Annotated in this window: 19 protein-coding genes; 7 read left to right on the top strand and 12 right to left on the bottom strand. The window is 73.3% G+C overall.

Annotation, left to right across the window (positions count from 1 at the left end; all coding sequences use genetic code 11):
• Both A2U95_RS13045 and secA read right to left on the bottom strand, forming a co-directional pair.
• Positions 1-476 (bottom strand): hypothetical protein (locus A2U95_RS13045; RefSeq protein WP_166022286.1); only part of this gene is annotated, 476 nt, incomplete at its 3' end.
• Positions 477-712: 236 nt separating this feature from the next.
• Positions 713-3,523 (bottom strand): preprotein translocase subunit SecA, encoded by a 2,811-nt coding sequence (gene secA / locus A2U95_RS13040; protein ID WP_166022285.1) that lies wholly within the window; start codon positions 3,521-3,523, stop codon positions 713-715.
• A 310-nt stretch (positions 3,524-3,833) separates the two neighbouring features.
• Here secA and A2U95_RS13035 point away from each other — a divergent pair, with 310 nt between their 5' ends.
• On the top strand, positions 3,834-4,418 hold the full coding sequence (locus A2U95_RS13035; RefSeq protein WP_166022284.1) for a GNAT family N-acetyltransferase: 585 nt from the start codon (positions 3,834-3,836) through the stop codon (positions 4,416-4,418).
• A 117-nt stretch (positions 4,419-4,535) separates the two neighbouring features.
• The gene (locus A2U95_RS13030) at positions 4,536-5,744 is read left to right on the top strand and encodes a winged helix-turn-helix domain-containing protein (RefSeq protein WP_240957302.1); all 1,209 of its coding nucleotides are present in this window, start codon (positions 4,536-4,538) and stop codon (positions 5,742-5,744) included.
• 105 nt (positions 5,745-5,849) lie between these two features.
• On the opposite strand, the gene A2U95_RS13025 is transcribed toward A2U95_RS13030, so the two are convergent.
• From A2U95_RS13025 to mtnA, 5 genes are all read right to left on the bottom strand, one after another.
• Positions 5,850-6,596: a response regulator gene (locus tag A2U95_RS13025; RefSeq protein WP_166022283.1), complete on the bottom strand. Its 747-nt coding sequence runs from the start codon at positions 6,594-6,596 to the stop codon at positions 5,850-5,852.
• A 215-nt stretch (positions 6,597-6,811) separates the two neighbouring features.
• Positions 6,812-7,510 (bottom strand): ribosome hibernation-promoting factor, HPF/YfiA family, encoded by a 699-nt coding sequence (gene hpf / locus A2U95_RS13020; RefSeq protein ID WP_166022282.1) that lies wholly within the window; start codon positions 7,508-7,510, stop codon positions 6,812-6,814.
• 369 nt (positions 7,511-7,879) lie between these two features.
• Positions 7,880-10,210 (bottom strand): MtrAB system histidine kinase MtrB, encoded by a 2,331-nt coding sequence (mtrB, locus tag A2U95_RS13015; protein WP_166022281.1) that lies wholly within the window; start codon positions 10,208-10,210, stop codon positions 7,880-7,882.
• A 1-nt stretch (position 10,211) separates the two neighbouring features.
• On the bottom strand, positions 10,212-10,901 hold the full coding sequence (mtrA, locus tag A2U95_RS13010) for a two-component system response regulator MtrA (RefSeq protein WP_277350888.1): 690 nt from the start codon (positions 10,899-10,901) through the stop codon (positions 10,212-10,214).
• Positions 10,902-11,038: 137 nt separating this feature from the next.
• The gene (mtnA, locus tag A2U95_RS13005; protein WP_240957301.1) at positions 11,039-12,139 is read right to left on the bottom strand and encodes an S-methyl-5-thioribose-1-phosphate isomerase; all 1,101 of its coding nucleotides are present in this window, start codon (positions 12,137-12,139) and stop codon (positions 11,039-11,041) included.
• 171 nt (positions 12,140-12,310) lie between these two features.
• Between mtnA and A2U95_RS13000 the strand changes: the two genes are divergently transcribed.
• Genes A2U95_RS13000 through A2U95_RS12980 form a run of 5 tightly spaced genes read left to right on the top strand, consistent with a single transcriptional unit; the run spans position 12,311 to position 17,780 of the window.
• Positions 12,311-13,516 carry a hypothetical protein gene (locus A2U95_RS13000; RefSeq protein WP_166022280.1) on the top strand — a complete coding sequence of 402 codons (1,206 nt, stop codon included), beginning with the start codon at positions 12,311-12,313 and terminating at the stop codon, positions 13,514-13,516.
• Between the two features lie 4 nt (positions 13,517-13,520).
• Positions 13,521-14,258 carry a DUF4129 domain-containing protein gene (locus A2U95_RS12995; RefSeq protein ID WP_166022279.1) on the top strand — a complete coding sequence of 246 codons (738 nt, stop codon included), beginning with the start codon at positions 13,521-13,523 and terminating at the stop codon, positions 14,256-14,258.
• Positions 14,255-15,451: a DUF4350 domain-containing protein gene (locus A2U95_RS12990; RefSeq protein ID WP_166022278.1), complete on the top strand. Its 1,197-nt coding sequence runs from the start codon at positions 14,255-14,257 to the stop codon at positions 15,449-15,451. The genes A2U95_RS12995 and A2U95_RS12990 overlap by 4 nt, the downstream gene beginning before the upstream one ends.
• Positions 15,448-16,470 carry an AAA family ATPase gene (locus tag A2U95_RS12985; protein WP_166022277.1) on the top strand — a complete coding sequence of 341 codons (1,023 nt, stop codon included), beginning with the start codon at positions 15,448-15,450 and terminating at the stop codon, positions 16,468-16,470. Before A2U95_RS12990 ends, A2U95_RS12985 begins: the two co-directional genes overlap by 4 nt.
• Positions 16,470-17,780 (top strand): DUF58 domain-containing protein, encoded by a 1,311-nt coding sequence (locus A2U95_RS12980; protein ID WP_166022276.1) that lies wholly within the window; start codon positions 16,470-16,472, stop codon positions 17,778-17,780. Before A2U95_RS12985 ends, A2U95_RS12980 begins: the two co-directional genes overlap by 1 nt.
• A gap of 57 nt (positions 17,781-17,837) precedes the next feature.
• Here the strand turns inward: A2U95_RS12980 and A2U95_RS12975 are convergent, their stop codons facing one another.
• The 5 genes from A2U95_RS12975 to A2U95_RS12955 all read right to left on the bottom strand — a co-directional run bounded on the left by A2U95_RS12975 (position 17,838) and on the right by A2U95_RS12955 (position 23,190).
• Positions 17,838-18,860 (bottom strand): cation diffusion facilitator family transporter, encoded by a 1,023-nt coding sequence (locus tag A2U95_RS12975; RefSeq protein WP_166022275.1) that lies wholly within the window; start codon positions 18,858-18,860, stop codon positions 17,838-17,840.
• A 103-nt stretch (positions 18,861-18,963) separates the two neighbouring features.
• Positions 18,964-20,115, bottom strand: coding sequence for a mannose-6-phosphate isomerase, class I (gene manA / locus A2U95_RS12970; RefSeq protein ID WP_166022274.1), 1,152 nt, complete (start codon positions 20,113-20,115; stop codon positions 18,964-18,966).
• A gap of 76 nt (positions 20,116-20,191) precedes the next feature.
• Entirely contained in the window at positions 20,192-21,334 is a 1,143-nt protein-coding gene (locus A2U95_RS12965) for an SIS domain-containing protein (protein WP_166022273.1), read from the bottom strand.
• 71 nt (positions 21,335-21,405) lie between these two features.
• The gene (locus A2U95_RS12960; protein ID WP_166022272.1) at positions 21,406-21,576 is read right to left on the bottom strand and encodes a Trm112 family protein; all 171 of its coding nucleotides are present in this window, start codon (positions 21,574-21,576) and stop codon (positions 21,406-21,408) included.
• A gap of 246 nt (positions 21,577-21,822) precedes the next feature.
• Complete coding sequence (locus A2U95_RS12955; RefSeq protein WP_166022271.1) at positions 21,823-23,190, bottom strand: phosphomannomutase/phosphoglucomutase; 1,368 nt, start codon at positions 23,188-23,190, stop codon at positions 21,823-21,825.
• Positions 23,191-23,408: the final 218 nt, after the last annotated feature.

The raw sequence follows: 23,408 nt of genomic DNA, 5'->3' as shown, positions 1-23,408 counted from the left end.
ACGAAGCCGTCGTGGAAGACGAACCACCGGCGCGCCAGCGCCACGGCCCCGCACAGGGCCAGCAGCGCCAGCGCGAACACCACCGCCGCGGCGAACCGGCCGGCCGCCGTCCGCGACGGGTCCAGGTACGGCGGGACGTCCCCGAGCGTCCGCAGGCCCACCGCCACCAGGACGGCGGCCACCAGCAGCAGCACGCCCCCGGCGACGAAGCGCGCCCGCGGACCGCGCACCCCCACGGTCAGCCCCACCAGGAACACGCACTCCACCAGCCCGGCGAAGTGCCCGACGTACTCGTGGGCCACCGGATGCACCGCGCCGCGCACGTCGTCCGTCACGTACGCGATGTCGAGCCCCACCAGCGGCATCCCGTTGAGCTGCCGGGTCCACACGAACGCACCCGCCACCACCGCCAGCAGGCACGACAGCCACACGCCGGCCCGCCACGCCCCCACCAGCCGCACCCCGCCGCCCGTCATGACGCGTCGGGCGGACGACGGCCGAACGGCCTCCCGCCGGACCTTCGCCGGACCGGCCGCCCCCACCGCGGTGCACCCGGCCGCGGACCGGAGGCACACCCCCGTTTTGTCATGCACGGCAGAATAGCCACCGCCCGGTGGCCGCGTGCCGGAACGGGAAACGCGAAAGGGGCCGGGCGCTGCTCGCGCCCGGCCCCCGCCGTCTCACCACCGGGCCGTCACCGGCCCCGCGGCCGTCACTTCTTGCGGCGGCGCCCCGAGGACTTGGCCTGCTTGCGGCGCTCGGCGCGGGTCAGGCCGTCCGCGGAGGACCGCACCGGCTCGCCGTCGCTGGTGAAGTCGCTCTCGACGACACCGCCCTCGCCGTCCACCGTCGGCGCCGAGAAGTGCAGCCGGTCCGGCCGCTGCGGCGCCTCCAGGCCCTTGGCGCGGATCTCCGGGCGGGCGCCCGCCGGAACCGCGTCCTCCTTGGACAGCGACGGCGCCTCGTCGGAGACCGGGACCTCCTCGACCTGCTGCTCGACCTGGACCTCCAGGTTGAACAGGTAGCCGACGGACTCCTCCTTGATGCCCTCCATCATGGCGGTGAACATGTCGAAGCCCTCGCGCTGGTACTCGACCAGCGGGTCCTTCTGCGCCATCGCCCGCAGGCCGATGCCCTCCTGGAGGTAGTCCATCTCGTAGAGGTGCTCACGCCACTTGCGGTCCAGGACCGACAGCACGACCCGGCGCTCCAGCTCGCGCATGATCTCCGAGCCGAGCTGCTTCTCACGCGCCTGGTACTGCTCGTGGATGTCGTCCTTGATGGACTCGGCGATGAAGTCGGCGGTCAGACCGGCGCGCTCGCCGGCCGCCTCCTCCAGCTCCTCGACGGTGACCTTCACCGGGTACAGCTGGCGGAACGCGCCCCACAGGCGGTCCAGGTCCCAGTCCTCCGGGAAGCCCTCGGCGGTCTCCGCGGAGACGTACGCGTCGATGGTGTCGTCCATGAAGTGCTGGATCTGCTCCTGCAGGTCCTCGCCCTCCAGCACGCGGCGACGCTCGCCGTAGATGACCTCACGCTGGCGGTTGAGCACCTCGTCGTACTTGAGGACGTTCTTGCGCGCCTCGAAGTTCTGCTGCTCGACCTGCGACTGCGCGGAGGCGATGGCCCGGGTGACCATCTTGTTCTCGATCGGCACGTCGTCCGGCACGTTGGCCATGGACATCACGCGCTCGACCATCTGCGCCTTGAACAGCCGCATCAGGTCGTCGCCCAGCGACAGGTAGAAGCGGGACTCGCCCGGGTCGCCCTGACGGCCGGAACGACCGCGCAGCTGGTTGTCGATACGGCGGGACTCGTGCCGCTCGGTGCCGAGGACGTAGAGACCGCCGAGGCGCTCCACCTCCTCCTTCTCCGCCTTGACCGCTGCCTCGGCGCGCTCCATGGCGGCCGGGAGGGCGGCGGCCCACTCCTCGATGTGCTCCTCGGGGTCGAGGCCCATCTGCCGCAGCTCGGCCTCGGCGAGGTCCTCGGGGTTGCCGCCGAGCTTGATGTCGGTACCACGGCCGGCCATGTTGGTGGCGACCGTCACCGCGCCGCGGCGGCCGGCCTGGGCGACGATCTGCGCCTCGCGCTCGTGGTGCTTGGCGTTCAGCACCTCGTGCTGGACGCCCCGCTTGGAGAGCTGCTGCGACAGGTACTCGGACTTCTCGACCGAGGTCGTGCCCACCAGGATCGGCTGGCCCTTGGCGTGCTTCTCGGCGATGTCGTCGACCACCGCGTCGAACTTGGCGACCTCGGTGCGGTAGATGAGGTCCGACTGGTCCTGGCGGACCATCGGCCGGTTGGTCGGGATCGGCACCACGCCGAGCTTGTAGATCTGGTGGAACTCCGCGGCCTCGGTCATGGCCGTACCGGTCATGCCGGAGAGCTTGTCGTAGAGGCGGAAGAAGTTCTGGAGCGTGATCGTGGCGAGGGTCTGGTTCTCGTCCTTGATCGGCACCCCCTCCTTCGCCTCGATCGCCTGGTGCATGCCCTCGTTGTAGCGGCGGCCGGCCAGGATGCGGCCGGTGTGCTCGTCGACGATCATGACTTCGCCGTCGATGACGACGTAGTCCTTGTCCTTCTTGAAGAGTTCCTTGGCCTTGATGGCGTTGTTCAGGTAGCCGACCAGCGGGGTGTTCACCGACTCGTAGAGGTTGTCGATGCCCAGCCAGTCCTCGACCTTGGCGACACCGGACTCGTGGATGGCGACGGTGCGCTTCTTCTCGTCGACGTCGTAGTCGCCGGTCTCCGAGACGCCCTTGAGCGGGTTGCCCGGCTCGCCCTTCTTGAGGCGGGTGACCAGCTTGGCGAAGTCGGCGTACCACTTGGTGGCCTGGTCCGCCGGACCGGAGATGATCAGCGGCGTGCGGGCCTCGTCGACGAGGATCGAGTCGACCTCGTCGACGATGGCGAAGTTGTGGCCGCGCTGGACCAGTTCGTCCTTCGACCACGCCATGTTGTCGCGCAGGTAGTCGAAGCCGAACTCGTTGTTGGTGCCGTAGGTGATGTCGCAGGCGTACTGCGCGCGGCGCTGGGCCGGCGTCATGTTCGCCAGGATGCAGCCCACGGTCAGGCCCAAGAACTTGTGGACCCGGCCCATCATCTCGGAGTCGCGCTCGGCCAGGTAGTCGTTCACCGTGATCAAGTGGACGCCCTTGCCGGAGATCGCGTTGAGGTAGGCGGGCAGGGTACCGACGAGGGTCTTGCCCTCACCGGTCTTCATCTCGGCGACGTAGCCGAGGTGGAGGGCGGCGCCACCCATCAGCTGCACGTCGTAGTGCCGCTGGCCGAGGACGCGCTTGGCGGCCTCGCGCACGGTGGCGAACGCCTCGGGGAGCAGGTCGTCCAGGCTCTCACCGTCCTGGTACCGCTGGCGGTACTCGTCGGTGAGGGCGCGCAGCTCGGCGTCGGAGAGGTTGACGAAGTCCTCTTCGATGGAGTTGACCTGGTCCGCGATGCGGTGCAGTTTGCGCAGGATCTTGCCTTCGCCTGCACGCATGATCTTCGAGAGGACGGACACGGGGGCTGGTCTCCTTGCCGGTCGGGCCTGGGACGGTCGCTTGCTGGTACTGCCTAATACGTGTGAGCAACGGCCATCGTATGCGAGGACCCCGCCGCGCCGGGAGGTCTGGCTCCGCCCCGGTGGAGCGGAGAACTCCGCGGCGGAGGGCCGCCGAGAGCCGCTCCCGGAAGGACACAACGTGCGGGAGCGTCCGATAGTGCCGCGCGGGGTGGCCGGTATGCCGGAAAAGTCCGCCTCTCGGGCCGCGATATCACTGTGGGCGAAAATCGGCTGGCCACCCGTTCGCCGGGGACCGCACAATCGGGCGATGGAGCCGGTCACCCTCACCACCGAACGCCTGGTCCTGCGCCCGCTCGGCCCCGCCGACGCGGGAGCCGTGTTCGCGGCCTGCCAGGACCCGGAGATCCAGCGCTGGACCACCGTGCCCTCGCCCTACCTGCCGGAGCACGCGCGCGGGTTCGTCAGGGAGGTCGTGCCCCAGGGCTGGGCCGCCGACACCGAGTACACGTTCGGGGCGTTCCTCGCCGACGGGGGCAAGGACGCCGGCGGCGGCGCCGGGCGCGGTGGGCGCGCCGAGGGCCCGCTCGTCGCGTGCCTCGGCCTGATGAGGCGCGGCCCGGGCGTCCTGGAGCTCGGCTTCTGGTCGGTCAAGGAGCACCGGGGCCGCGGCCTGGTGACCGAGGCGGCCCGCACCCTGTGCCACTGGGGCCTCACCGACCGGGACGCCGCCCGCGTGGAGTGGCGCGCCGAGGTCGGCAACACGGCGTCCCGCGCGGTCGCCGACCGCTGCGGTTTCGTGCGGGAGGGCACCTTGCGCCGGGCGATCCTCAGCCGGGGCGCCCACCGGGACGCCTGGATCGCCTCGCTGATCCCCTCGGACCTGTCCGGCTGACCCCCTCGGGCCCGTCCGGCGGATCGCCTCGGGCCGATCCGGCGGATCGTCTCGGGCCCGTCCGGCGGATCCGTCCGGCCGGGGACGGCTGTCGGTGGGGCCCCTTATGGTGCCGTCATGGCCGTCATGTCTGAGAGTCCTCGCCCTCGTCCGGTAACCGAGCTCTCCGCCGACGAGGCCCGGCGCATCGCCCTGCGGGCCCAAGGGCTGCTGGGCGCCCCCGACCGCCGCGGCGGCGTCCGAGGCGTCCTCCGCCACCTCGGCGCGGTCCAGCTGGACACCATCTCCGTACTGGCCCGCTCCCACGAGCTCGTCCCCTACGCCCGCCTGGGCGCCGTCGGCCGCAAAGCCGTGGAGCCGGCGTACTGGGGCAGGGACCGCGACGGCCGCCCCCACTCCTTCGAGTACTGGTCGCACGCCGCGTGCGTGCTCCCCGTCGAGGAGTGGCCACACTTCGCCTTCCGCCGCCGCGCCTACCGCTCCCGTCCGCACTGGAACCACGACCTCCCCCAGGGCTCCTACGAGCAGGTGATCGAGCAGCTGCGGACCGAGGGGCCGCTGACCGCCACCGAGCTCGGCGGCGCCAAGCGCACCTCCGAGTGGTGGGACTGGTCCGCCTCCAAGGTCGCGGTGGAACGGGCCCTGATGTACGGCGAGGTGGTCTGCGTCGAGCGGCGCGGCTGGAAGCGCGTCTACGACCTGGCCGAACGCGCCGTCCCCGGCGACCTGCTCCACGACGACCTGGACGACACCGAGTGCGTGCGCCGCCTGGTCGCGCAGGCCGGCCGCGCCCTGGGCGTCGGCACCCGCTCCGACATCGCGGACTACCACCGGCTGAGGGGGGACCAGGTCGACGCGGTGATCGAGGGGTCGGGCCTGGTGCCGGTCGCCGTGGAGGGCTGGGGCGGCCGCCCCGCCTGGGCGGACCCAAAGGCGCTGGCCGCCGCACCGCGCGGCCGCCACCGCACCACGCTGCTCTCGCCGTTCGACTCCCTGATCTGGGAACGCGCCCGCACCGAGCGGATCTTCGGCTTCACCCACCGGCTGGAGGCGTACGTGCCCCGGCCGAAGCGGGTGTACGGCTACTTCGCGATGCCGGTGCTGGCGGGCGGGCGACTGGTCGCCCGGGTCGACCCGGCGCGCAGCGGCCGCACCCTGGTGGCCCGGCAGGTGACGCTGGAGAGCCGCCGCGCGGTGCCGGACGTGGCCCGGGCGCTGGCCGAGGCGGCGAGCTGGGTGGACTGCTCCGACGTGCGCGTGGAGCGGATGGACCCGCCGGAGCTGCGCGACGCCCTGGTCGCCGAGCTGGCCGCCCTCACGGCCTGAGCCGCGGGGCGGGCCCGCCGGGCTCCGCGGGCGGGCGACCGGGCCCCTCGGCGGAGCTCGCCCCGCGCCGGCACCCGCACCGCACCGCGCCGCGCCGCGCCGGGGTCAGCGGATCTCGAGGATCTTCTCCCGCATCGCGTAGACCACGGCCTCCATCCTGGAGTGCAGCTGCAGCTTCTCCAGGATGTTGCGCACGTGGTTCTTCACGGTGTTCTCGGAGATGAAGAGCTCCTTGGCGATGTCCCGGTTGTTCATGCCGGTGGCGACCAGCTTGAGGACCTCCAGCTCACGGTCGGTGAGCCTGGGCGCCGGCACCAGCCGCCGCTCGTCGGTGCGCTGGATCATCGACTTGAACTCGGTGAGCAGCTTGGACGCCATCGAGGGACTGATCTGGGACTGCCCGTCGGCGACCGCCCGGATCGCGGTGGACACCTCGTCGGTGGAGATCTCCTTGAGGAGGTAGCCCGTGGCGCCGGCCTTGATCGCGTCGTAGAGGTCGGCCTCCTCGTCGCTTATCGTCAGCATGATGATCTTGGCGCTGGGGGCGACCTCCTTGATGGAGGTGCAGGCCTCGATGCCGCCCCGGCGCGGCATGCGGACGTCCATCAGGACGATGTCGGGAAGCAGGTCGGCGGCCTTGTCGACGGCCTCCGCGCCGTCACCGGCCTCGCCGACGACCTGGATGTCCTCCTCGGCCGCCAGCACGATCTCCAGGCCGCGCCGGAAGAGCGCGTGGTCGTCCACCACCAGGACCCGGATGGGCTCCTCGCGCCCTCCGTCCGCGGCCGGTTCGGTGCCGGTCGTACTGTCGCCGGCCCCCCCGTCCCGCATCGGTCCGAAGGTGTCCGCCATCGTTCCTCCCCCATGAGGCTGAGGCCTGTTCCGTCCCGCCGCCGGTCAACACGCGGCGGTGAACAGCCCGTTGGGCCGTGTGGCCATGATTCCATGCCCGGACCGGCGATGAGCCGACCGCAGCGCCGCGTCCGGTCGCACGGGGGCGCATAACGGTGCCCCTGAGGGCGCATTCGCACGCACCCGCCAGGGGCACCACCGCACCGCCGGACGGCTCAGCCGCCGAGCGTCCCGCCCGCGTCGGGGGAGGGCTCGCCGTTGGCCACCATCGGATCGGTGCGGAGGTGGATCACGCCGTAGTCGTAGGCGTGCCGCCGGTAGACGACACTGGGCTCCTTGGTGTCGGAGTCCACGAAGAGGTAGAAGTCGTGGCCGACCAACTCCATCTCGTAGAGCGCCTGGTCGAGGCTCATCGGTGCCGCCACGTGGTTCTTCTCGCGGACCACCAGCGGCCCCTCGCCCTGGACCTCCAGGGACCCGATCCGCTTGGTCGGCACGGCCTCCGTCTCCTCGGAGGACGGCACCACCGCGCCGTTGGCGTCCAGGGTCGCGGCGTCCGGCACGTGGCTGGCCACCTCGGCGGCCGAGACCCTGCCGACGCCGCGCCGCGTGTAGCGCTTGTCGTGCTGCTTGCGCAGCCGCGCGCTCAGCTTCTCCGCAGCCAGGTCGAGCGCGGCGTACGGGTCGGCGGCGGACGCCTCCGCACGGATCACCGGGCCGCGGGAGCGCAGCGTGATCTCGACGCGGTCCTTGCGGTCGGCCTGCCGCGGGTTGTGCTCCTTGGACACCTCGACGTCGAGGCTCATCACCTTGCCGTCGAGCTTCTGGATCTTCTCCAGGTTCAGCTTCTCGGCCACGTGCTTACGGAACCGCTCGGGCACCTCGGTCTTGCGGCCCTTGACGACGATGTCCACGCAGAACTCCGTTCCCGGATCGCCCGCCTCACCGGCGGATCATCTCCCATTCGCACCAGGTTCCGGATCACCACCGGAACCTCGGACTCGGTGACTCCACCTCCTCCTCCCCCACGGGCGTGCCATCCATCCCGGGGAAACCGGGACGGGCGGGGAATCCCGCGGCTCGACATTGCGAAAGAAGGGGCATGGCCTGCGCCTTTTCCCTCACTACCGAACATATCTCGCCCGGCAGGATGTCGTCACCCGTTAACGCCACATACCTCCGTTCCGGTGAATTAACCCTGCCCGTATCCGCAGCTCACCACGGGTTCGGTTGACCGTTTCAACCAACTGCCGGCATTCGAAGAATTTCAATCGGTTGCGGTTTCAAACGAAGAATCCTGGTGACGCCGCGACCACCGCCGCGGCAAAGGGAACGCCTGTTCCCTTGGTTTCGGCGGCCTCTCTCAGCACCCGCGCCGCCTCGGCGACGGAGGCACCGGTCGTCGTCACGTCGTCCACCACCAGCAGCCGCCCGTCCGCCGGGAGCAGCGCCCGCGCTCCGGGCCGCAGTCCGAGGGCCCCGTCCAGGTTGGCCAGCCGCCCCACGGCGTCCAGCTCCGTCTGGTCGGCCACCGCCCGCCGCTGCAACAGCACCGCCGCGGTCCGCGCCGGCGTCCCCGACCGCCTCAGTGCCCCGGCCGCGGCGACGGCGATCCGCCGCGCCGGGTCGTGCCCCCGCTCCCGGACCGCCCGCCGCGCCGAGGGCACGGGCACCAGGACCACCGGCCGGTCCCGGGCGCCGGCGCCACGGGCCTGGGCGGGCACCGACGCGCAGGACACCACCCGCGCGCTGCTGCCGGGCAGGGCGGCCGGGTCGGCCGCCGGCCCGGGCTGCCGGGCCGCGGGCACGTCCCGCGGCGGCAGCCGGTCACCGACCGGCTGGACGGGCACCGACGCCCTGCCACCGCCCTGCGCCGACGACGAGGTCACACCGGCCGCGCCCGCCCGCCGCTCGGCCCGCGCCGCCTCACGGGCGCGCCGGGACTGCCGGGAGTCACGCGGCTCCAGCGGTATCGGCGAACCGCGCAGCGGCTCGTCCGCGGTGCGCGGCAACGTCAGCCGGAACTGCGAACCGCCACCGGGCTCCCCCCACGCCTGGAGCCAGCCGCCGTGCAGCCTGGCGTCCTCCAGGGCTATCGACAGCCCGAGACCGGTACCACCGGTGGTCCGGGCGCGCGCCGGGTCGGCCCGCCAGAACCGGCTGAACACCCGGGTCGCCTCCCCGGGCTTGAGACCCACCCCGTAGTCACGGACGGCGACGGCGACCGCGCCGCCCGCCGAGGCGAGCCGCACCACGACGTCCTTGCCCTCACCGTGCTCGACGGCGTTGACGACCAGGTTGCGCAGCACCCGCTCGACCCGCCGCGCGTCGACCTCCGCGACGACCGGCTGCTGGTCGCCGACCACCCGGATGCGGGTGCCCTTGCGCTCGGCGAGCGGCTCCGCGCCGCCCACCACCCGCCGCACCACGTCGCGCAGGTCGGTCGGCTCGGCCTCCAGCGCGGCCGCGCCCGCGTCGAACCGGCTGATCTCCAGCAGGTCCGCCAGCAGGGACTCGAACCGGTCGAGCTGGTCCGCGAGCAGCTCCGCGGAACGCGCCGTCATCGGATCGAAGTCCTCCCGCGCCTCGTGGATGACGTCCGCCGCCATCCGCACCGTGGTCAGCGGGGTGCGCAGCTCGTGGGAGACGTCGGAGACGAACCGCCGCTGCATCCGCGACAGCTCCTCCAGCTGCTGGATCTTCAGCTGGAGGTTCTGCGCCATCTTGTTGAAGGCCTCGCCGAGCCGCGCGATGTCGTCCTCGCCGGTGACCTTCATCCGTTCCTGGAGCCGCCCGGCCGACAGCCGTTCGGCGACCCCGGCCGCCATCCGCACCGGGGTGACGACCTGGCGCACCACCAGCCAGGCGATGGCGCCGAGCAGCACCACCACGAACACCCCGGCGGTCGCCAGCGTGCCCTTGACCAGGCTCAGCGACTTCTCCTCCTGGGTGAGCGGGAAGAGGAAGTACAGCTGGTACGGCTCGCCGTCCGGATCGTTGATCTGCTTGCCGATGACCAGCGCCGGCTGGGACGCCTTGTCCTTGTAGACGACCCGCGTGTAGCTCTGCGCGGCCAGCGGACTGCCCACCAGCCGCTCCCGCAACGCCTCGGGTATCGACGCGTTCGCGTCGATACCCGAGGACCGCGGGCTGGCGAAGGTGTCGGCGACCGGCAAGGTCACCACGTCGAAGGCGCCCTGACCACCACTGGAAAGGGCGTCGACCAGGTCGTTCATCCACTGGACAGGGCTCGGCGCGGCCGCCTGGCCCTCTCCGGCCACCTCGGCGGCGCCGCCGCCGGAGGTCAGGCTGGCCGCCTCGTCGGCGCGCTGCTTGGCCGCCGCGAACCCGCCGACGGCCTGACTCTGCGCGGCGTTCACCTTGGCGTCGAGCAGACCGTTGCGGACCTGGCCGATCACCACGAAACCGAGCAGCAGCACCACGCCCAGGGACATCAGCAGCGTGGTGACGATCACCTTGAGCTGGATGTTGCGCCGCCACAGACGTATGACGGGCAGCAGCGGCCGGCGGACCCAGCGCAGCACCAGTCTCAGGACGGGACTGCCCTGGACGCCGCCCTGCAGCAACCCGCCCGCGAGCAGAACCGCGGGCATGTCAGCTCGGTCCGGCCTTGTAGCCGACCCCGCGCACGGTCACCACGATCTCCGGGTGCTCCGGGTCCTTCTCGACCTTCGAACGCAGACGCTGCACGTGCACGTTGACCAGGCGGGTGTCCGCGGCGTGGCGGTAGCCCCACACCTGCTCCAGCAGCACCTCACGGGTGAACACCTGCCACGGCTTGCGGGCGAGCGCGACCAGCAGGTCGAACTCCAGCGGCGTCAGCGCGATGGCCTGGCCGTCCCGCTTCACCGAGTGCCCGGCCACGTCGATCACCAGGTCGCCGATGGTGAGCTGCTCGGGAGCAGGCTCCTCCGACCTGCGCAGCCGCGCCCGGATGCGGGCCACCAGCTCCTTCGGCTTGAACGGCTTGACCACGTAGTCGTCGGCGCCGGACTCCAGCCCCACGACCACGTCGACGGTGTCGCTCTTCGCGGTCAGCATCACGATCGGCACACCGGACTCCGCCCGGATCTGCCGGCAGACCTCGATGCCGTCCCTGCCGGGCAGCATCAGGTCCAGCAGCACCAGATCGGGCTTCGCCTCCCGGAAAGCGGCCAGCGCCTTGTCGCCGTCGGCCACGAACGCAGGCTCGAAGCCTTCCCCTCGCAGCACGATTCCGAGCATCTCGGCCAGTGCGGTGTCGTCATCGACGACAAGGACTCGTCCCTTCATAAACCACATCATCCCATTCCGATAACGGTGACCGGGACGCTTGGTGAGCGAGGTCACGTGTGGCCGATCCCGCGCCGCCCGCACCGGCACGACCGTGGATCCATGCCGGGAACCGTACGCGGACGGCTCCCGGCACGCGCCACGGGGCCCTACGCCCCGCCCTCCAGGGCGGCGATCCCCTCCGCCGTCACCGGCGACAGCACACCCCGCTCCGTCACGATCGCGGTCACCAGCTCCGGCGGCGTCACGTCGAACGCCGGGTTGTACGCCTGCGTCCCCAGCGGAGCCACCACCACGCCGCCGATCTCGGTCACCTCACGCCCCACCCGCTGCTCCAGCTCGACCGACGCCCCGTCCGGCGTCCCCACGTCCACCGTCGTCCACGGCGCCACCACCAGGAACGGCACGTGGTGGTACCGCGCCAGCACCGCCAGCGGATAGGTCCCCACCTTGTTGGCCACCGACCCGTCCGCCGCGATCCGGTCCGCCCCCACCACCACGGCGTCCACCTCCCCCGCCGCGAACAGCGAACCCGCCGCCCCGTCGGCGAGCACCGTGTACGCCATCCGCTGCCGCGCCGCCTCCCACGCGGTCAGCCGCGCCCCCTGCAGCAGCGGCCGCGTCTCGTCCACCCACAGCCGGCGCAGCCGGCCCGCCCGGTGCGCGGCCAGCGCCACCGCGAACGCCGTGCCCTCACCGCCCGAGACCAGCGCGCCCGTGTTGCAGTGCGTCAGGATCCGGTGCCCACCGCCCGGCCGCAGCTCGTCCAGCAACGCCAGACCGCGCGCCGCCATCGCCGTCGAGGCCTCCGCGTCCTCCCGGTGCAGCGCCCGCGCCGCCGAGAGCGCCGCCCGCGCGGCCACGTCCGGACCGTCACCCGCCGCCAGCGCCGCGTCGTACGCCTCCTTGGCGCGCCGCACCCCCGCCGACAGGTTGGCCGCGGTGGGCCGCGCCCCCGCGAGCGCCGCCGCCGCCTGCTCCACGTCGAAGCCGCGCACCGCAGCCAGCGCCACCCCGTACGCGCCCGCGACGCCCAGCAGCGGAGCCCCGCGCACCGCCAGCGAACGGATCGCCGCGACCAGCGCGGACGCGTCCGTGCAGATGAGCTCCGACTCCTCCGCGGGCAGCCGGGTCTGATCGAGGAGCACCAGCACGGGCCCCTCAGGAGGTTCCTCCCAGCGAAGCGCCGGGATCATGGGTATGCCGTCGGTCCGTCCACTGCCGCCAGGTCGCACGCCGTGATCAGCCATGCACTTCAGTCTGCCCCGGATCCGGCCCGCCAAGAAGGCGTTCTCCGCCGCGCACCGCTCCTGTCCCGGTCCCGTCCCGATCGTCCCCACCCCGCCCACCCGCCGACGTGCACATGGCACGATGACCTGACCTGCGCCGTGATCTGCGGGCAGCACCCTGAAGGAGCCACGATGAACGACTCTCCGGGCTGGACCTCGCCCGGATCATCTCCGGCCGAGAACCCCGGCGGCGGACAGCCGGGGGCCCAGTGGTCCAAGCAGCAGCCACCACCCGCCGTCCCGCCGCAGCCCGGCCCTCCCGGCGCCCCCCACCCGGGCGCGCCCCAGCAGGGCGGCCCCTACGGCGGTGGCCCCTACGGCGGCGGCCCCCACGGACCGCCCGGACCCTCCTGGGGACCGCCCCCCGCGCCCAAGCCCGGCGTGATCCCGCTGCGCCCGATCGGCCTCGGGGAGATCCTCGACGGCGCGGTCACCACCATGCGCACCTACTGGCGCCCGGTCCTCGGCATCTCCCTGGTCGTCGCCGCGATCACCCAGACCGTCGTCGTCCTGCTCAGCATCTTCCTGCTGAACGACATCACCACCGCGTCCCTGAACGCCGACCCGGTCACCATGGGCGGCAGGGAGTACACCTCCCTCATGGGGCAGTCCATGCTCGCCTCGCTCGTGCTGCTGCTGGTGGGCCTGATCGGCCACGCCATGGCGACCGCGCTGCTCACCCCGGTGACCAGCCAGGCCGTCCTCGGCCGGCCCGCGACCGTGCGTCAGGCGTGGCAGAGCTCCAAGCCCCAGGCGCTCCGCCTGCTCGCCCTGGTGCTGCTGATCCCGCTGACCGTCATGGCCGTCTTCACCGCCTGCCTGCTCCCCGGCATCCTCGTGGCACTCGGCGGCTCCGCCGTCGGCGGCGGACTGCTGATCTTCTTCGGCATCTTCCCCGCCGTCGCGCTGGCCGCCTGGATCTACACCCGGTGGTCCCTGTCCTCCCCCGCGCTGATCCTCGAGAAGCAGCCGGTCGTCCGCTCCCTGACCCGCTCGGGCAAGCTGGTGCAGGGCTCCTGGTGGCGCGTCTTCGGCATCCTGCTGCTCACCAACCTGATCACCGCCTTCGTCTCCTTCGTCATCGCGTTCCCGTTCGAACTCGTGGGCCTGTCGATGAGCGGCATATCGATGGGCTCCTTCCTCACCGGCGAGGCGTCCGAACTCGGACCGCTCTACTACGTCCTCACCGGCATCGGCGGCATGTTCGCCGCGACGGTCACCCTGCCCGTCAACGCCGGCGTGACCGTGCTCCTCTACATCGACCGCCGCATCCGCCGCGAGGCGCTCGACCTGGAACTCACGCGCGCGGCCGGCACCGCCCCGGGCACGGGGAGCTGACGCGGTGAGCTGGGCGGGGGGAATTCCGGCCGCACCCCTGACGGCCGCCGCACACACCACGTCGGACGACGGCGAACCCCCGGTCACCCTCCCGCGCGACCCCGCGCGGGAGGAGGCCGAGAGGGAACTGTCCGAGGGCATCTACCACCAGGACGACCCCGGACTGTTCGAGCGCGCCCTCCAATGGGTCTGGGAAGGCGTCTCCGACCTCCTCGACCGGGCGGCCTCCGCCGCCCCCGGCGGACACACCGGTCTGTGGATCGTCGTCGGCGGCCTGCTGCTCGTGCTGGTCCTGCTCGTCGCCCGCGTCGGCCTGCCCGGCCGCCGCCCGAAGGCCGCCGCGGAGGAAGCGCTCTTCACGGACGGCCCCCGCAGCGCCGCCGAGCACCGCAAGGCCGCCGAGGATGCGGCCGCCCGCGGCGACTGGTCCCGCGCCGTCCAGGAACGCACCCGGGCCATGGTCCGCTCCCTGGAGGAACGCGCCCTGCTCGACGCCCGCCCCGGCCGCACCGCCGACGAGGCCGCAGCGGAGGCGGGCCGCGTCCTCCCCGGCCACGCGGACCGGCTGCGCACGGCCGCCCACGACTTCGACGACGTCACCTACGGCGGCCGCACCGCCGCCGAGGACACCTACCGGCGCACCGCCCGCCTCGACGAGGACCTGCGGAAGGCCAAGCCGCTGCTCGCCGACGGCGCCACCCCGGCGGGCGGCGGCTGGACCAGCCCGGGAGCCGCCGTATGACCACCACCGCGAGCACCTCCACCTCACCCACCGCACGGCACCTGTGGATCCGCAGCCGCGGCGTCCTGCTCGGCGTGGTCGCCCTCGTCGTCGCCGGCATCGCCCTGGCCGCCACCCGCGCGAACGACCACGGCCCCCTCGACCCGCGCTCCCCCGGCCCGAACGGCGCCCGCGCCGTCGCCGAGATCCTCCGCGGCCGCGGCGTCGAGACCCGCGTGGTCACCACCCTCGCCGAGGCCGCCCTCGCGGCCGGCCCGGACACCACCCTCGTGGTCACCGTGCCCGACCTCCTCACCGAGACCCAGACGACCGCGCTCCGCGCGGCCACCACCGGCACCGGCGGCCGCCTCGTACTGATCGCCCCGGACGTCTCCACGCCGGCGCTGGCCCCCGGCGTCTCCGCCGACCCCACCCCCGCCTTCGCGGAGACCGCCGGCCCGTCCTGCGCCCTGCCCGCCGCCGAACGGGCCGGCAGCGCGGAGACCACCGGCATCCGCTACCGCGTCGCCTCCGACGACGCCGACTCCTGCTACCCCGACGAAGGCCTGCCCACCCTCGTCCGCGTCCCCACCGAAACCCCCGGGAACCCCGGCGGCGACACGGTGGTCGTCGGCGCCCCCACCTTCCTGGTCAACGACCGCCTCGACGAGCACGGCAACGCCTCGCTGGCCCTGAACCTCCTCGGCTCCCGCCCCGAACTCGTCTGGTACATCCCCACGCTCGCCGACGCCTCCGCCACGACCGGAGACGAACAGCAGGGCCTGTTCGACCTGATGCCGTCCGGCTGGCTCTGGGCCGCCCTCCAGCTCTTCCTCGCCGCGGCCGTCGCCGCCCTGTGGCGCGGACGCCGCTTCGGCCCCCTGGTCGCCGAACGGCTGCCCGTGGTCGTCCGCGCCTCCGAGACCACCGAGGGCCGCGCCCGCCTCTACCACGCGGCCAAGGCCCGCGACCGCGCCGCCGAGGCCCTGCGCACGGCGACCCGTCTGCGTCTGGCCCCGCTGACCGGCGTCCCCGCCGCCCGGGCCCACTCCCCCGAGGCCCTGCTGCCCGCCGTGGCCGCCCACATCGGCGACCCGGCACAGGCCGCCGGCCTCCAGGAACTCCTCTTCGGCCCGCCGCCCGGCGACGACGCGGCCCTCGTCTCCCTCGCCGACCGACTCGACGCCCTCGAAAGGGAGGTAAGCCGTCCATGACGGACCCGACCGCTGACACCACCCCCGGCTCCTGGCAGCCCACGTCCACCGCCGGGACCACCGCGGCCACCGGCGACCCCCGGGCCGCCCTGGAGAGCCTGCGGGCAGAGATCGGCAAGGCCGTCGTCGGCCAGGACCCGGCCGTCACCAGCCTGGTCGTCGCCCTGCTCTGCCGCGGCCACGTCCTCCTCGAGGGCGTCCCCGGCGTCGCCAAGACCCTCCTGGTCCGCTCCCTCGCGGCCTCCCTGGAACTGGACACCAAGCGCGTCCAGTTCACCCCCGACCTGATGCCCGCCGACGTCACCGGTTCGCTGGTCTACGACACCCGCAACGCCGAGTTCTCCTTCCAGCCGGGCCCGGTCTTCACCAACCTGATGCTCGCCGACGAGATCAACCGCACCCCTCCCAAGACCCAGTCCTCCCTCCTGGAGGCCATGGAGGAACGCCAGGTCACCGTCGACGGCACCCCGCGCCCGCTGCCCGAGCCGTTCCTGGTCGCGGCGACCCAGAACCCCGTCGAGTACGAGGGCACCTACCCGCTGCCGGAAGCCCAGCTGGACCGCTTCCTGCTCAAGCTCACGGTTCCGCTGCCGTCCCGCCAGGACGAGATCGGCGTCCTCACCCGGCACGCCGCCGGCTTCGACCCGCGCGACCTGAACGCCGCCGGCATCCGCCCGGTGGCCACCGCCGCGGACATCGAGGCCGCCCGCGCCGCCGTCGCGAAGACGACCGTCTCCCCCGACATAGCCGCCTACGTGGTCGACGTCTGCCGCGCCACCCGGGAGTCGCCGTCGCTGGCCCTCGGCGTCTCCCCGCGCGGTGCGACCGCCCTGCTCGCCACGGCCCGCGCCTGGGCCTGGCTCACCGGCCGCGACTACGTCATCCCCGACGACGTGAAGGCCCTCGCCCTGCCCACCCTGCGCCACCGGGTCAAGCTGCGGCCGGAGGCCGAGATGGAGGGCGTCACCGCGGACTCCGTCATCACCGCCGTCCTCGCCCAGGTCCCGGTGCCACGCTGATGGGATTCACCGGACGGGCCGCCCTGCTGGCGGCCATCGGCTCGCTCCCGGTCGGCCTGCTGGAGCCCGGCTGGACCGGTGTCCTCGCCGTGAACGGCACCCTGGCGGCGGCCTGCGCCTGCGACTTCGCGCTGGCCGCCCCCGTCCGGCGCCTGCGCCTGAGCCGCTCCGGCGACACCTCGGTGCGCCTCGGCGACACCGCCGAGGTCACCCTCACCGTCACCAACGCGACCCGGCGCCCCCTCCGCGGCCTCCTGCGGGACGCCTGGGCGCCCAGCAGCTGGCCGGCGGGCACCGAGGCCGACGCCTCACGGCACGTCCTCGAGGTGCCCGCCGGCGAACGCCGCCGGGTCACGACCCGCCTGCGCCCCACCCGCCGCGGCGACCGCACCCCGGACCGGGTCACCATCCGCTCCTACGGACCGCTGGGGCTCTGGACCCGTCAAGGCAGCCACCACGTGCCGTGGGGGGTGCGGGTGCTCCCGCCGTTCCACAGCCGCAAGCACCTGCCGTCCAAACTGGCCCGCCTGCGCGAGCTGGACGGCCGCACCAGCCTCCTCACCCGCGGTGAGGGCACCGAGTTCGACAGCCTCCGCGAGTACGTCCCGGGTGACGACACCCGCTCGATCGACTGGCGGGCCACCGCCCGGCAGCAGACCGTGGCCGTCCGCACGTGGCGTCCCGAACGGGACCGTCACGTCCACCTGGTGCTCGACACCGGCCGCACCTCCGCGGGCCGTGTCGGCGACGCGCCCCGGCTGGACTCCTCCATGGACGCCGCCCTGCTCCTCGCCGCCCTGGCCTCCAAGGCCGGCGACCGGGTCGGGTTCCTCGCCTACGACCGCCGCGTGCGGGCACGCGTCCAGGGCCACACGGCCGACGACCTGCTCGCCTCCCTGGTCGCCGTGATGGCCAACCTGGAACCCGAACTGGTGGAGACCGACGCCCGGAGCCTGGCCACCGCCGCCCTCGCGGCAGCGCCGCGACGTGCCCTCATCGTCCTCCTCACGGCTCTCGACCGGGCCGCCGTGGAGCAGGGCCTGCTTCCCGTCCTGGGCCGCCTGACCCAGCAGCACACCCTGCTGGTCGCCTCGGTGGCCGACCCGCACGTCGCCGAAATGGCCAAGGGCCGCGGCACGCCCGAGGCCGTCTACGACGCCGCCTCCGCCGCGCAGGCCCAGCAGGAACGCCACCACGTCGCCGAACAGCTCCGCCGCCACGGCGTCACCGTCGTCGACGCCACACCCGACGACCTCGCGCCGGCCCTCGCCGACGCGTACCTCGCGCTCAAGGCAGCTGGACGGCTCTAGACAAGAAAAAAGGGGGGTGCCCGAGTCGGGCACCCCCCTTTTTTCTTGCTCCGCTTTTCACCGCACCCGGAAATGCGGAAAGCCCCGCACCAACCGGTGCGGGGCTTCCCCAAGAATTGTTCGGCGGCGTCCTACTCTCCCCTCGGGGTCGGGGCCGGCCGCCGCGGCGGCCTCGCTGTAGATGTCCGGCTCCAGGTAGATCACGCGGGCGATCGGCACCGCGGCACGGACGCGCTGTTCGGCGGCGTCGATCGCGGAGGCGATCTCGGCGGCGCTGGAGTCGGCCTTGACCGCGATCTTCGCGGCGACCAGCAGCTCCTCGGGGCCGAGGTGCAGCGTGCGCATGTGGATCAGGCGGGGCACGGTGTCGCCGTCGACCACGGCGGCCTCGATCTTGTGGACCTCCTCGATGCCGGCGGCCTCGCCGAGCAGCAGCGACTTCGTCTCGAGGGCCAGCACGATCGCGATGACGATGAGCAGGACGCCGATGCACAGGGTGCCGATGCCGTCCCAGACGCCGTCACCGGTCAGGAGGGCGAGGCCGACGCCGCCGAGGGCGAGGATCAGACCGACCAGCGCGCCGAGGTCCTCCAGCAGGACGACCGGGAGCTCCGGGGCCTTGGCGCGGCGCACGAACTGCGACCAGGAGAGCCCGCCGCGGACCTGGTTGGACTCCTTGATGGCGGTGCGGAAGGAGAACGCCTCGGCGATGATCGCGAAGACCAGCACGCCGACCGGCCAGTACCAGTGCTCCAGCTCGTGCGGGTGCTTGATCTTCTCGTAACCCTCGTAGAGGGCGAACATGCCGCCGACCGAGAAGAGGACGATGGAGACCAGGAAGGCGTAGATGTACCGCTCGCGGCCGTAGCCGAAGGGGTGCTGCGGGGTCGCCTCGCGCTTCGCCTTCTTGCCGCCGACGAGCAGCAGGCCCTGGTTGCCGGAGTCGGCGAGCGAGTGGACGCTCTCCGCCAGCATCGACGACGAACCGCTGAAGAGGAACGCCACGAATTTGGCTACCGCGATCGCCAGGTTCGCGGCCAGTGCCGCGACGATCGCCTTGGTTCCGCCTGACGCGCTCATGAGTCCGCGTGGTCCTTCCTGCTCAGCCGTCACATCCGTTGACCGTCGGCATTGTTGCAGGCCGCCGCCGCACCGGGGCGACAGCCGTGCCTCCGAGCGGCTCTCAGCAGGACACGGTTGCCCGGAAAAGCGTCCCGCTCCCGGACACTTCGGTTCTTTCTCCGGCCGGCACGAAGACGGAGGCGCCGGGGGCCAGCTTCAGCTCGCCGACGCGGACGCCGCCTTCGGTGCACAGCAGCACCTGGGGCGCGGGCCGGGTCAGGTCGACGACGGGCGCGCCGTCGGTGAGCCGGTGGCGGGAGAGGCGGAACTCGTCCACGGGGGTCTCGTACAGCTCCTCCCCGTCCGGCAGGGTGCGCGGGCGCAGGGCGTCGGCGCCGCAGGACTCGAAGCGGACCACCCGCAGCAGTTCGGGGACGTCGACGTGCTTGGGGGTGAGGCCGCAGCGCAGCACGTTGTCCGAGGTGGACATCAGTTCCACGCCCAGGCCGCGGAGGTAGGCGTGCGGGACGCCGGCCGACAGGTAGAGGGCGTCGCCGGGCGAGAGGCGGACGTGGTGGAGCAGCATCGAGGCGAGGACCCCGGGGTCGCCGGGGAAGTGGCGGGCTATCCGCGCGTAGACCTCGTGGCGGCCGCCGAGGCGCTCGCAGGCCGCGGCGGTCTCGTCGACGGTGCGGGCGGTCGTCTCCCGGTCGTCGGTGAGGACGGCGGTGAGCACCTGGCGCAGCGCCTCCTCCTCGGGGAGCGTGCGCAGGGCCTCGACGTGCGGCGCGAGCGCGGGGACGCCGAGCTCCTCGAACAGGTCGGCGGTCCCGGTCGCCGGGCGGAATCCGCACAGGCCCTCGAAGTCGGTGAGGGCGCAGATCAGTTCGGGCTTGTGGTTGGCGTCCTTGTAGTTGCGGTGCGGGGCGTCCAGGGCGATGCCCAGGCTCTGTTCGGCCTCGTAGCCCTCCCTGGCCCGCGCGAGGTCGGGGTGGACCTGGAGGGAGAGGGGGCGGTCGGCGGCGAGCAGTTTGAGCAGGAACGGCAGCCGCGGGCCGAACCGGGCGACGGTCCGGGCGCCGAGTTCGCGGTCCGGGTCGGCGGCGATGACGTCGGGCAGGCTGCCGCGCGGGGTGGAGGACGGCGCGGCGGGATGGGCTCCCATCCACATCTCGGCCTGGGGCTCACCGGTGGGCTTCTCGCCGATCAGCTCGGCGATGGCGGTGGTGGAGCCCCACGCGTAGGGGCGGATGGTGTTGGTGAGGAGGTCCATGCCCTTCGTCTCCGGATGTCTCGGCGTGTCCCCTGCGCCGGGGGTTCCGGGGCGGGTGCGGTGTGTCGGCTCCAGCTCAGACACCCGAGGCGAGCGCCAGGTAAACGGCGGCGAAATCCGTGATGGCGATCAGTTCCGCCAGGGTCTCGAGTTCCTCGCCGTCCTGCGGCTCCAGCTCGCTGACCGGGGTGTCGTGGGCGAGGGCCAGGTCGCGGGCGGCGGGGGCCGCGCTGAGGCCGCCGGCGGGGCGGTCCCGCAGGAGGACGACGCGCGCGTGCAGGGCGGCCGGTTCCTCGACGCGGTCGCGGAAGAAGTCGTCCGGGTCGGCTCCGCCGGCGAGCGGGCCGGAGAGCAGGGCGTCGTGCGCGTCCATCGCCTCGGGCAGTTCGGCGACGACGGCGGGGCGGCCGGCGAGTTCGGCGAGGGCGGCGGCGAAGCGGCGGCCGGCCGGGCCGGCGGAGTCGCCCTCGGTCCAGACGACCGGCAGGGAGTCGGCGAGTTCGGCGGCGAGGGTCTTGGCGGCGTTGCCGTAGGTGGGCACGGCGGGGCCGCAGCGCTCGGCGACGGCGTCCAGGCGGTCGGCGACCTTCTCCAGGGCGGCGGGCGGCGCGTGCAGCACGCCGGTGCGGTCCAGAAGGGCGAGCAGCGGGGTGAGCAGCGCCCACAGGACGCCGGGCGCGGAGGCGGCCAGGGCCGGCGGGGTGTCGTCGTCGCCGGAGTGCCGGGCCGCGGCGGCCATGGGCAGGAAGAGGCCGCGGGAGACGCCGATCGCGTCCGCCAGGGGACTGCGGCGGGGGGCCACGGCGACGACGGTGCAGCCGCGGCGGTAGGCCTGCTCGGCGAGGAGCGAGAGGCCGGGTTCGGTGCCGTCCGGGGTCGCGATCAGGAGGAGGTCGAGGGAGCCGGCCCAGCCGGGCAGGTCCCAGCGGAGCGCGCCCGGTGCGGGGGCGACGCCGGTGGGGGCCAGGCGGGTCACGGGGCTGCCGGGGCCGGCCAGGGTGCCCAGGAGGTCGGCGGCGTGGGTGGCGGCGGCGCCCGGGCCGGCGATCAGCACGGCGCGGGGACGGCCGTCGGGGCGGAGGCCGGGGACCCCGGCCTCGTCCGCGTTGCGCAGGGCGACGCGGACGCGTGCGCCCGCCTCCGCCGCGCCGCGGAGCAGGGCGCGGCGGTCCGCGGCGGCCAGGCCCTCGGGGGCGTCGAGCAACGATTCGTCGAACATGGCGGACGGCCTCCGGAGCCGGGTCGGATCGTCGGTTCGCGGTGCGGCCGCGTCCCGCCTGGGCGGCGTGCCTAGGCGGGGCGGCGGGCCTCGTCGACGAGCAGCACCGGGATGCCGTCGCGGACGGGGTAGGCGAGGGCGCAGTCGTCGGCGGTGCAGACGAGTTCGGCGTCCCGCTCCTGGAGGGGAGCGTGGCATGCCGGGCAGGCGAGGATCTCGAGGAGGCCGGGTTCGAGCGGCATGGTTTCCTCCGGGAGGTGGGGCTTTCGGGCGACGTCAGCGTACCCGGTCGGGTTCGGGGGGCGGGGCGCCGCCGGCGGGCCGCGCTGCGGGGTCCGCCGCGCGGAGCACCTGCCCCTCGACGCGGCCGGGCCCGCCCGGATCCCTCCCCGGCCCTGCCGCGGGGAGGGCCGGCGCGCGCAGCTCCGCCGCGTTCAGCGGGTCCCTCATCGCATGCGTCCTTTCTTCCTTCCCGGGGCAGCCGGGCGTCAGCCGCGGATGACGGCCAGGACCTCATCGCGGACGCGGGCCACGGTGGGCTCGTCGCGGGCCTCGGCGTTGAGGCGGAGCAGCGGCTCGGTGTTGGAGGGGCGGACGTTGAACCACCAGTCGGCGGCGGTGACGGTGAGGCCGTCGAGCTCGTCGAGGGTGACGTCCTCGCGGCCCCGGTAGGTCTCCTTGAGCGCGGCGAGGCGGCCGGCCTGGTCGTCCACCGTGGAGTTGATCTCGCCGGAGGCCGCGTACCGGTCGTACTGGGCGACCAGGCCGGAGAGCGTGCCCTGCTGCCCGCCGAGCGCGGCGAGGACGTGCAGCGCGGCCAGCATGCCGGTGTCGGCGTTCCAGAAGTCGCGGAAGTAGTAGTGGGCGGAGTGCTCGCCGCCGAAGATGGCGCCGGTCTTCGCCATCTCGGCCTTGATGAAGGAGTGGCCGACGCGGGTGCGGACCGGGGTGCCGCCGCACTCCTCGACGACCTCGGGGACGGACCAGGAGGTGATCAGGTTGTGGATGACGACGCCCTCGCCGCCGTGCTTGGCCAGCTCGCGGGAGGCCACCAGCGCGGTGATCGCGGACGGGGAGACCGGCTCGCCGCGCTCGTCGACCACGAAGCAGCGGTCGGCGTCGCCGTCGAAGGCGAGGCCGATGTCGGCGCCCTCCTCGCGGACCCGCTTCTGCAGGTCGACGATGTTGGCGGGGTCGAGCGGGTTGGCCTCGTGGTTGGGGAAGGTGCCGTCCAGCTCGAAGTACATGGGGACGACCTCCAGCGGGAGGCCGCCGAGCACCGTGGGCACCGTGTGGCCGCCCATGCCGTTGCCGGCGTCGACCACGACCTTCAGCGGGCGGATGCCGGTGAGGTCGACCAGGGACCGCAGGTAGGACGCGTAGTCCTGGAGGGTGTCCCGCTGGGTGACCGAGCCCTGCCTCTCGGCGATCTCGGGGATGCCGCCGGTCTCGGCCCAGCCCTCGACCAGGGCGCGGATCTCGGCGAGGCCGGTGTCCTGGCCGACCGGCGCGGCGCCCGCGCGGCACATCTTGATGCCGTTGTACTGCGCCGGGTTGTGCGAGGCGGTGAACATCGCGCCGGGCAGGTCGAGCGCGCCGGACGCGTAGTACAGCTGGTCGGTGGAGCAGAGGCCGATCTCGGTGACGTCCGCGCCGCGCGCGGCCGCGCCGCGCGCGAAGGCGCGGGAGAGACCGGGTGACGAGGGGCGCATGTCGTGCCCGGTGACGATCGCCCTGGCGCCCACGACGTCGACGAAGGCCGCGCCGAAGAGCTCGGCCATGGGCTCGTCCCACTGGTCCGGAACCACACCGCGCACGTCGTACGCCTTCACGAGCTGCGACAGATCTACGGCCACGGCCTGCCCTCCTGGAAGTCGGCTGATGACCCCAAGTTACCCCCCGCCCTTTTCGGCACACCGTGCGACCGGCCCGCCGTCCGGGCGACGGCAGGCTGGAGGGTGCCGGCCGGTGCCGGTGGCCGGCGCGGAGCCGGACGCTCCGTCAGGGCGGCGTCCGGCCGGGGCCGGAGGACTCCGGCCGGGAGCGATCGGGCACATCACCGGCAGCGGCCCCG

Source organism: Streptomyces chilikensis (assembly GCF_001642695.1).
Taxonomy (GTDB): domain Bacteria; phylum Actinomycetota; class Actinomycetes; order Streptomycetales; family Streptomycetaceae; genus Streptomyces; species Streptomyces chilikensis.
Note: the sequence above shows the minus strand (reverse complement) of the source record. Positions and strands in the feature narration are given on the sequence as shown.

Excerpts from the sequence above, each read along its gene's own strand:
- manA (WP_166022274.1), bottom strand. The coding sequence starts at position 20,115 with ATGGACCTCCTCACCAACACCATCCGCCCCTACGCGTGGGGCTCCACC.
- mtnA (WP_240957301.1), bottom strand. The coding sequence starts at position 12,139 with ATGGCTGATCACGGCGTGCGACCTGGCGGCAGTGGACGGACCGACGGC.
- A2U95_RS13035 (WP_166022284.1), top strand. The coding sequence starts at position 3,834 with ATGGAGCCGGTCACCCTCACCACCGAACGCCTGGTCCTGCGCCCGCTC.
- A2U95_RS12980 (WP_166022276.1), top strand. The coding sequence starts at position 16,470 with ATGGGATTCACCGGACGGGCCGCCCTGCTGGCGGCCATCGGCTCGCTC.
- A2U95_RS13000 (WP_166022280.1), top strand. The coding sequence starts at position 12,311 with ATGAACGACTCTCCGGGCTGGACCTCGCCCGGATCATCTCCGGCCGAG.
- A2U95_RS12985 (WP_166022277.1), top strand. The coding sequence starts at position 15,448 with ATGACGGACCCGACCGCTGACACCACCCCCGGCTCCTGGCAGCCCACG.
- A2U95_RS12965 (WP_166022273.1), bottom strand. The coding sequence starts at position 21,334 with ATGTTCGACGAATCGTTGCTCGACGCCCCCGAGGGCCTGGCCGCCGCG.
- A2U95_RS12975 (WP_166022275.1), bottom strand. The coding sequence starts at position 18,860 with ATGAGCGCGTCAGGCGGAACCAAGGCGATCGTCGCGGCACTGGCCGCG.
- mtrA (WP_277350888.1), bottom strand. The coding sequence starts at position 10,901 with ATGATGTGGTTTATGAAGGGACGAGTCCTTGTCGTCGATGACGACACC.
- A2U95_RS12990 (WP_166022278.1), top strand. The coding sequence starts at position 14,255 with ATGACCACCACCGCGAGCACCTCCACCTCACCCACCGCACGGCACCTG.
- A2U95_RS12960 (WP_166022272.1), bottom strand. The coding sequence starts at position 21,576 with ATGCCGCTCGAACCCGGCCTCCTCGAGATCCTCGCCTGCCCGGCATGC.
- A2U95_RS13025 (WP_166022283.1), bottom strand. The coding sequence starts at position 6,596 with ATGGCGGACACCTTCGGACCGATGCGGGACGGGGGGGCCGGCGACAGT.
- mtrB (WP_166022281.1), bottom strand. The coding sequence starts at position 10,210 with ATGCCCGCGGTTCTGCTCGCGGGCGGGTTGCTGCAGGGCGGCGTCCAG.
- A2U95_RS13030 (WP_240957302.1), top strand. The coding sequence starts at position 4,536 with ATGGCCGTCATGTCTGAGAGTCCTCGCCCTCGTCCGGTAACCGAGCTC.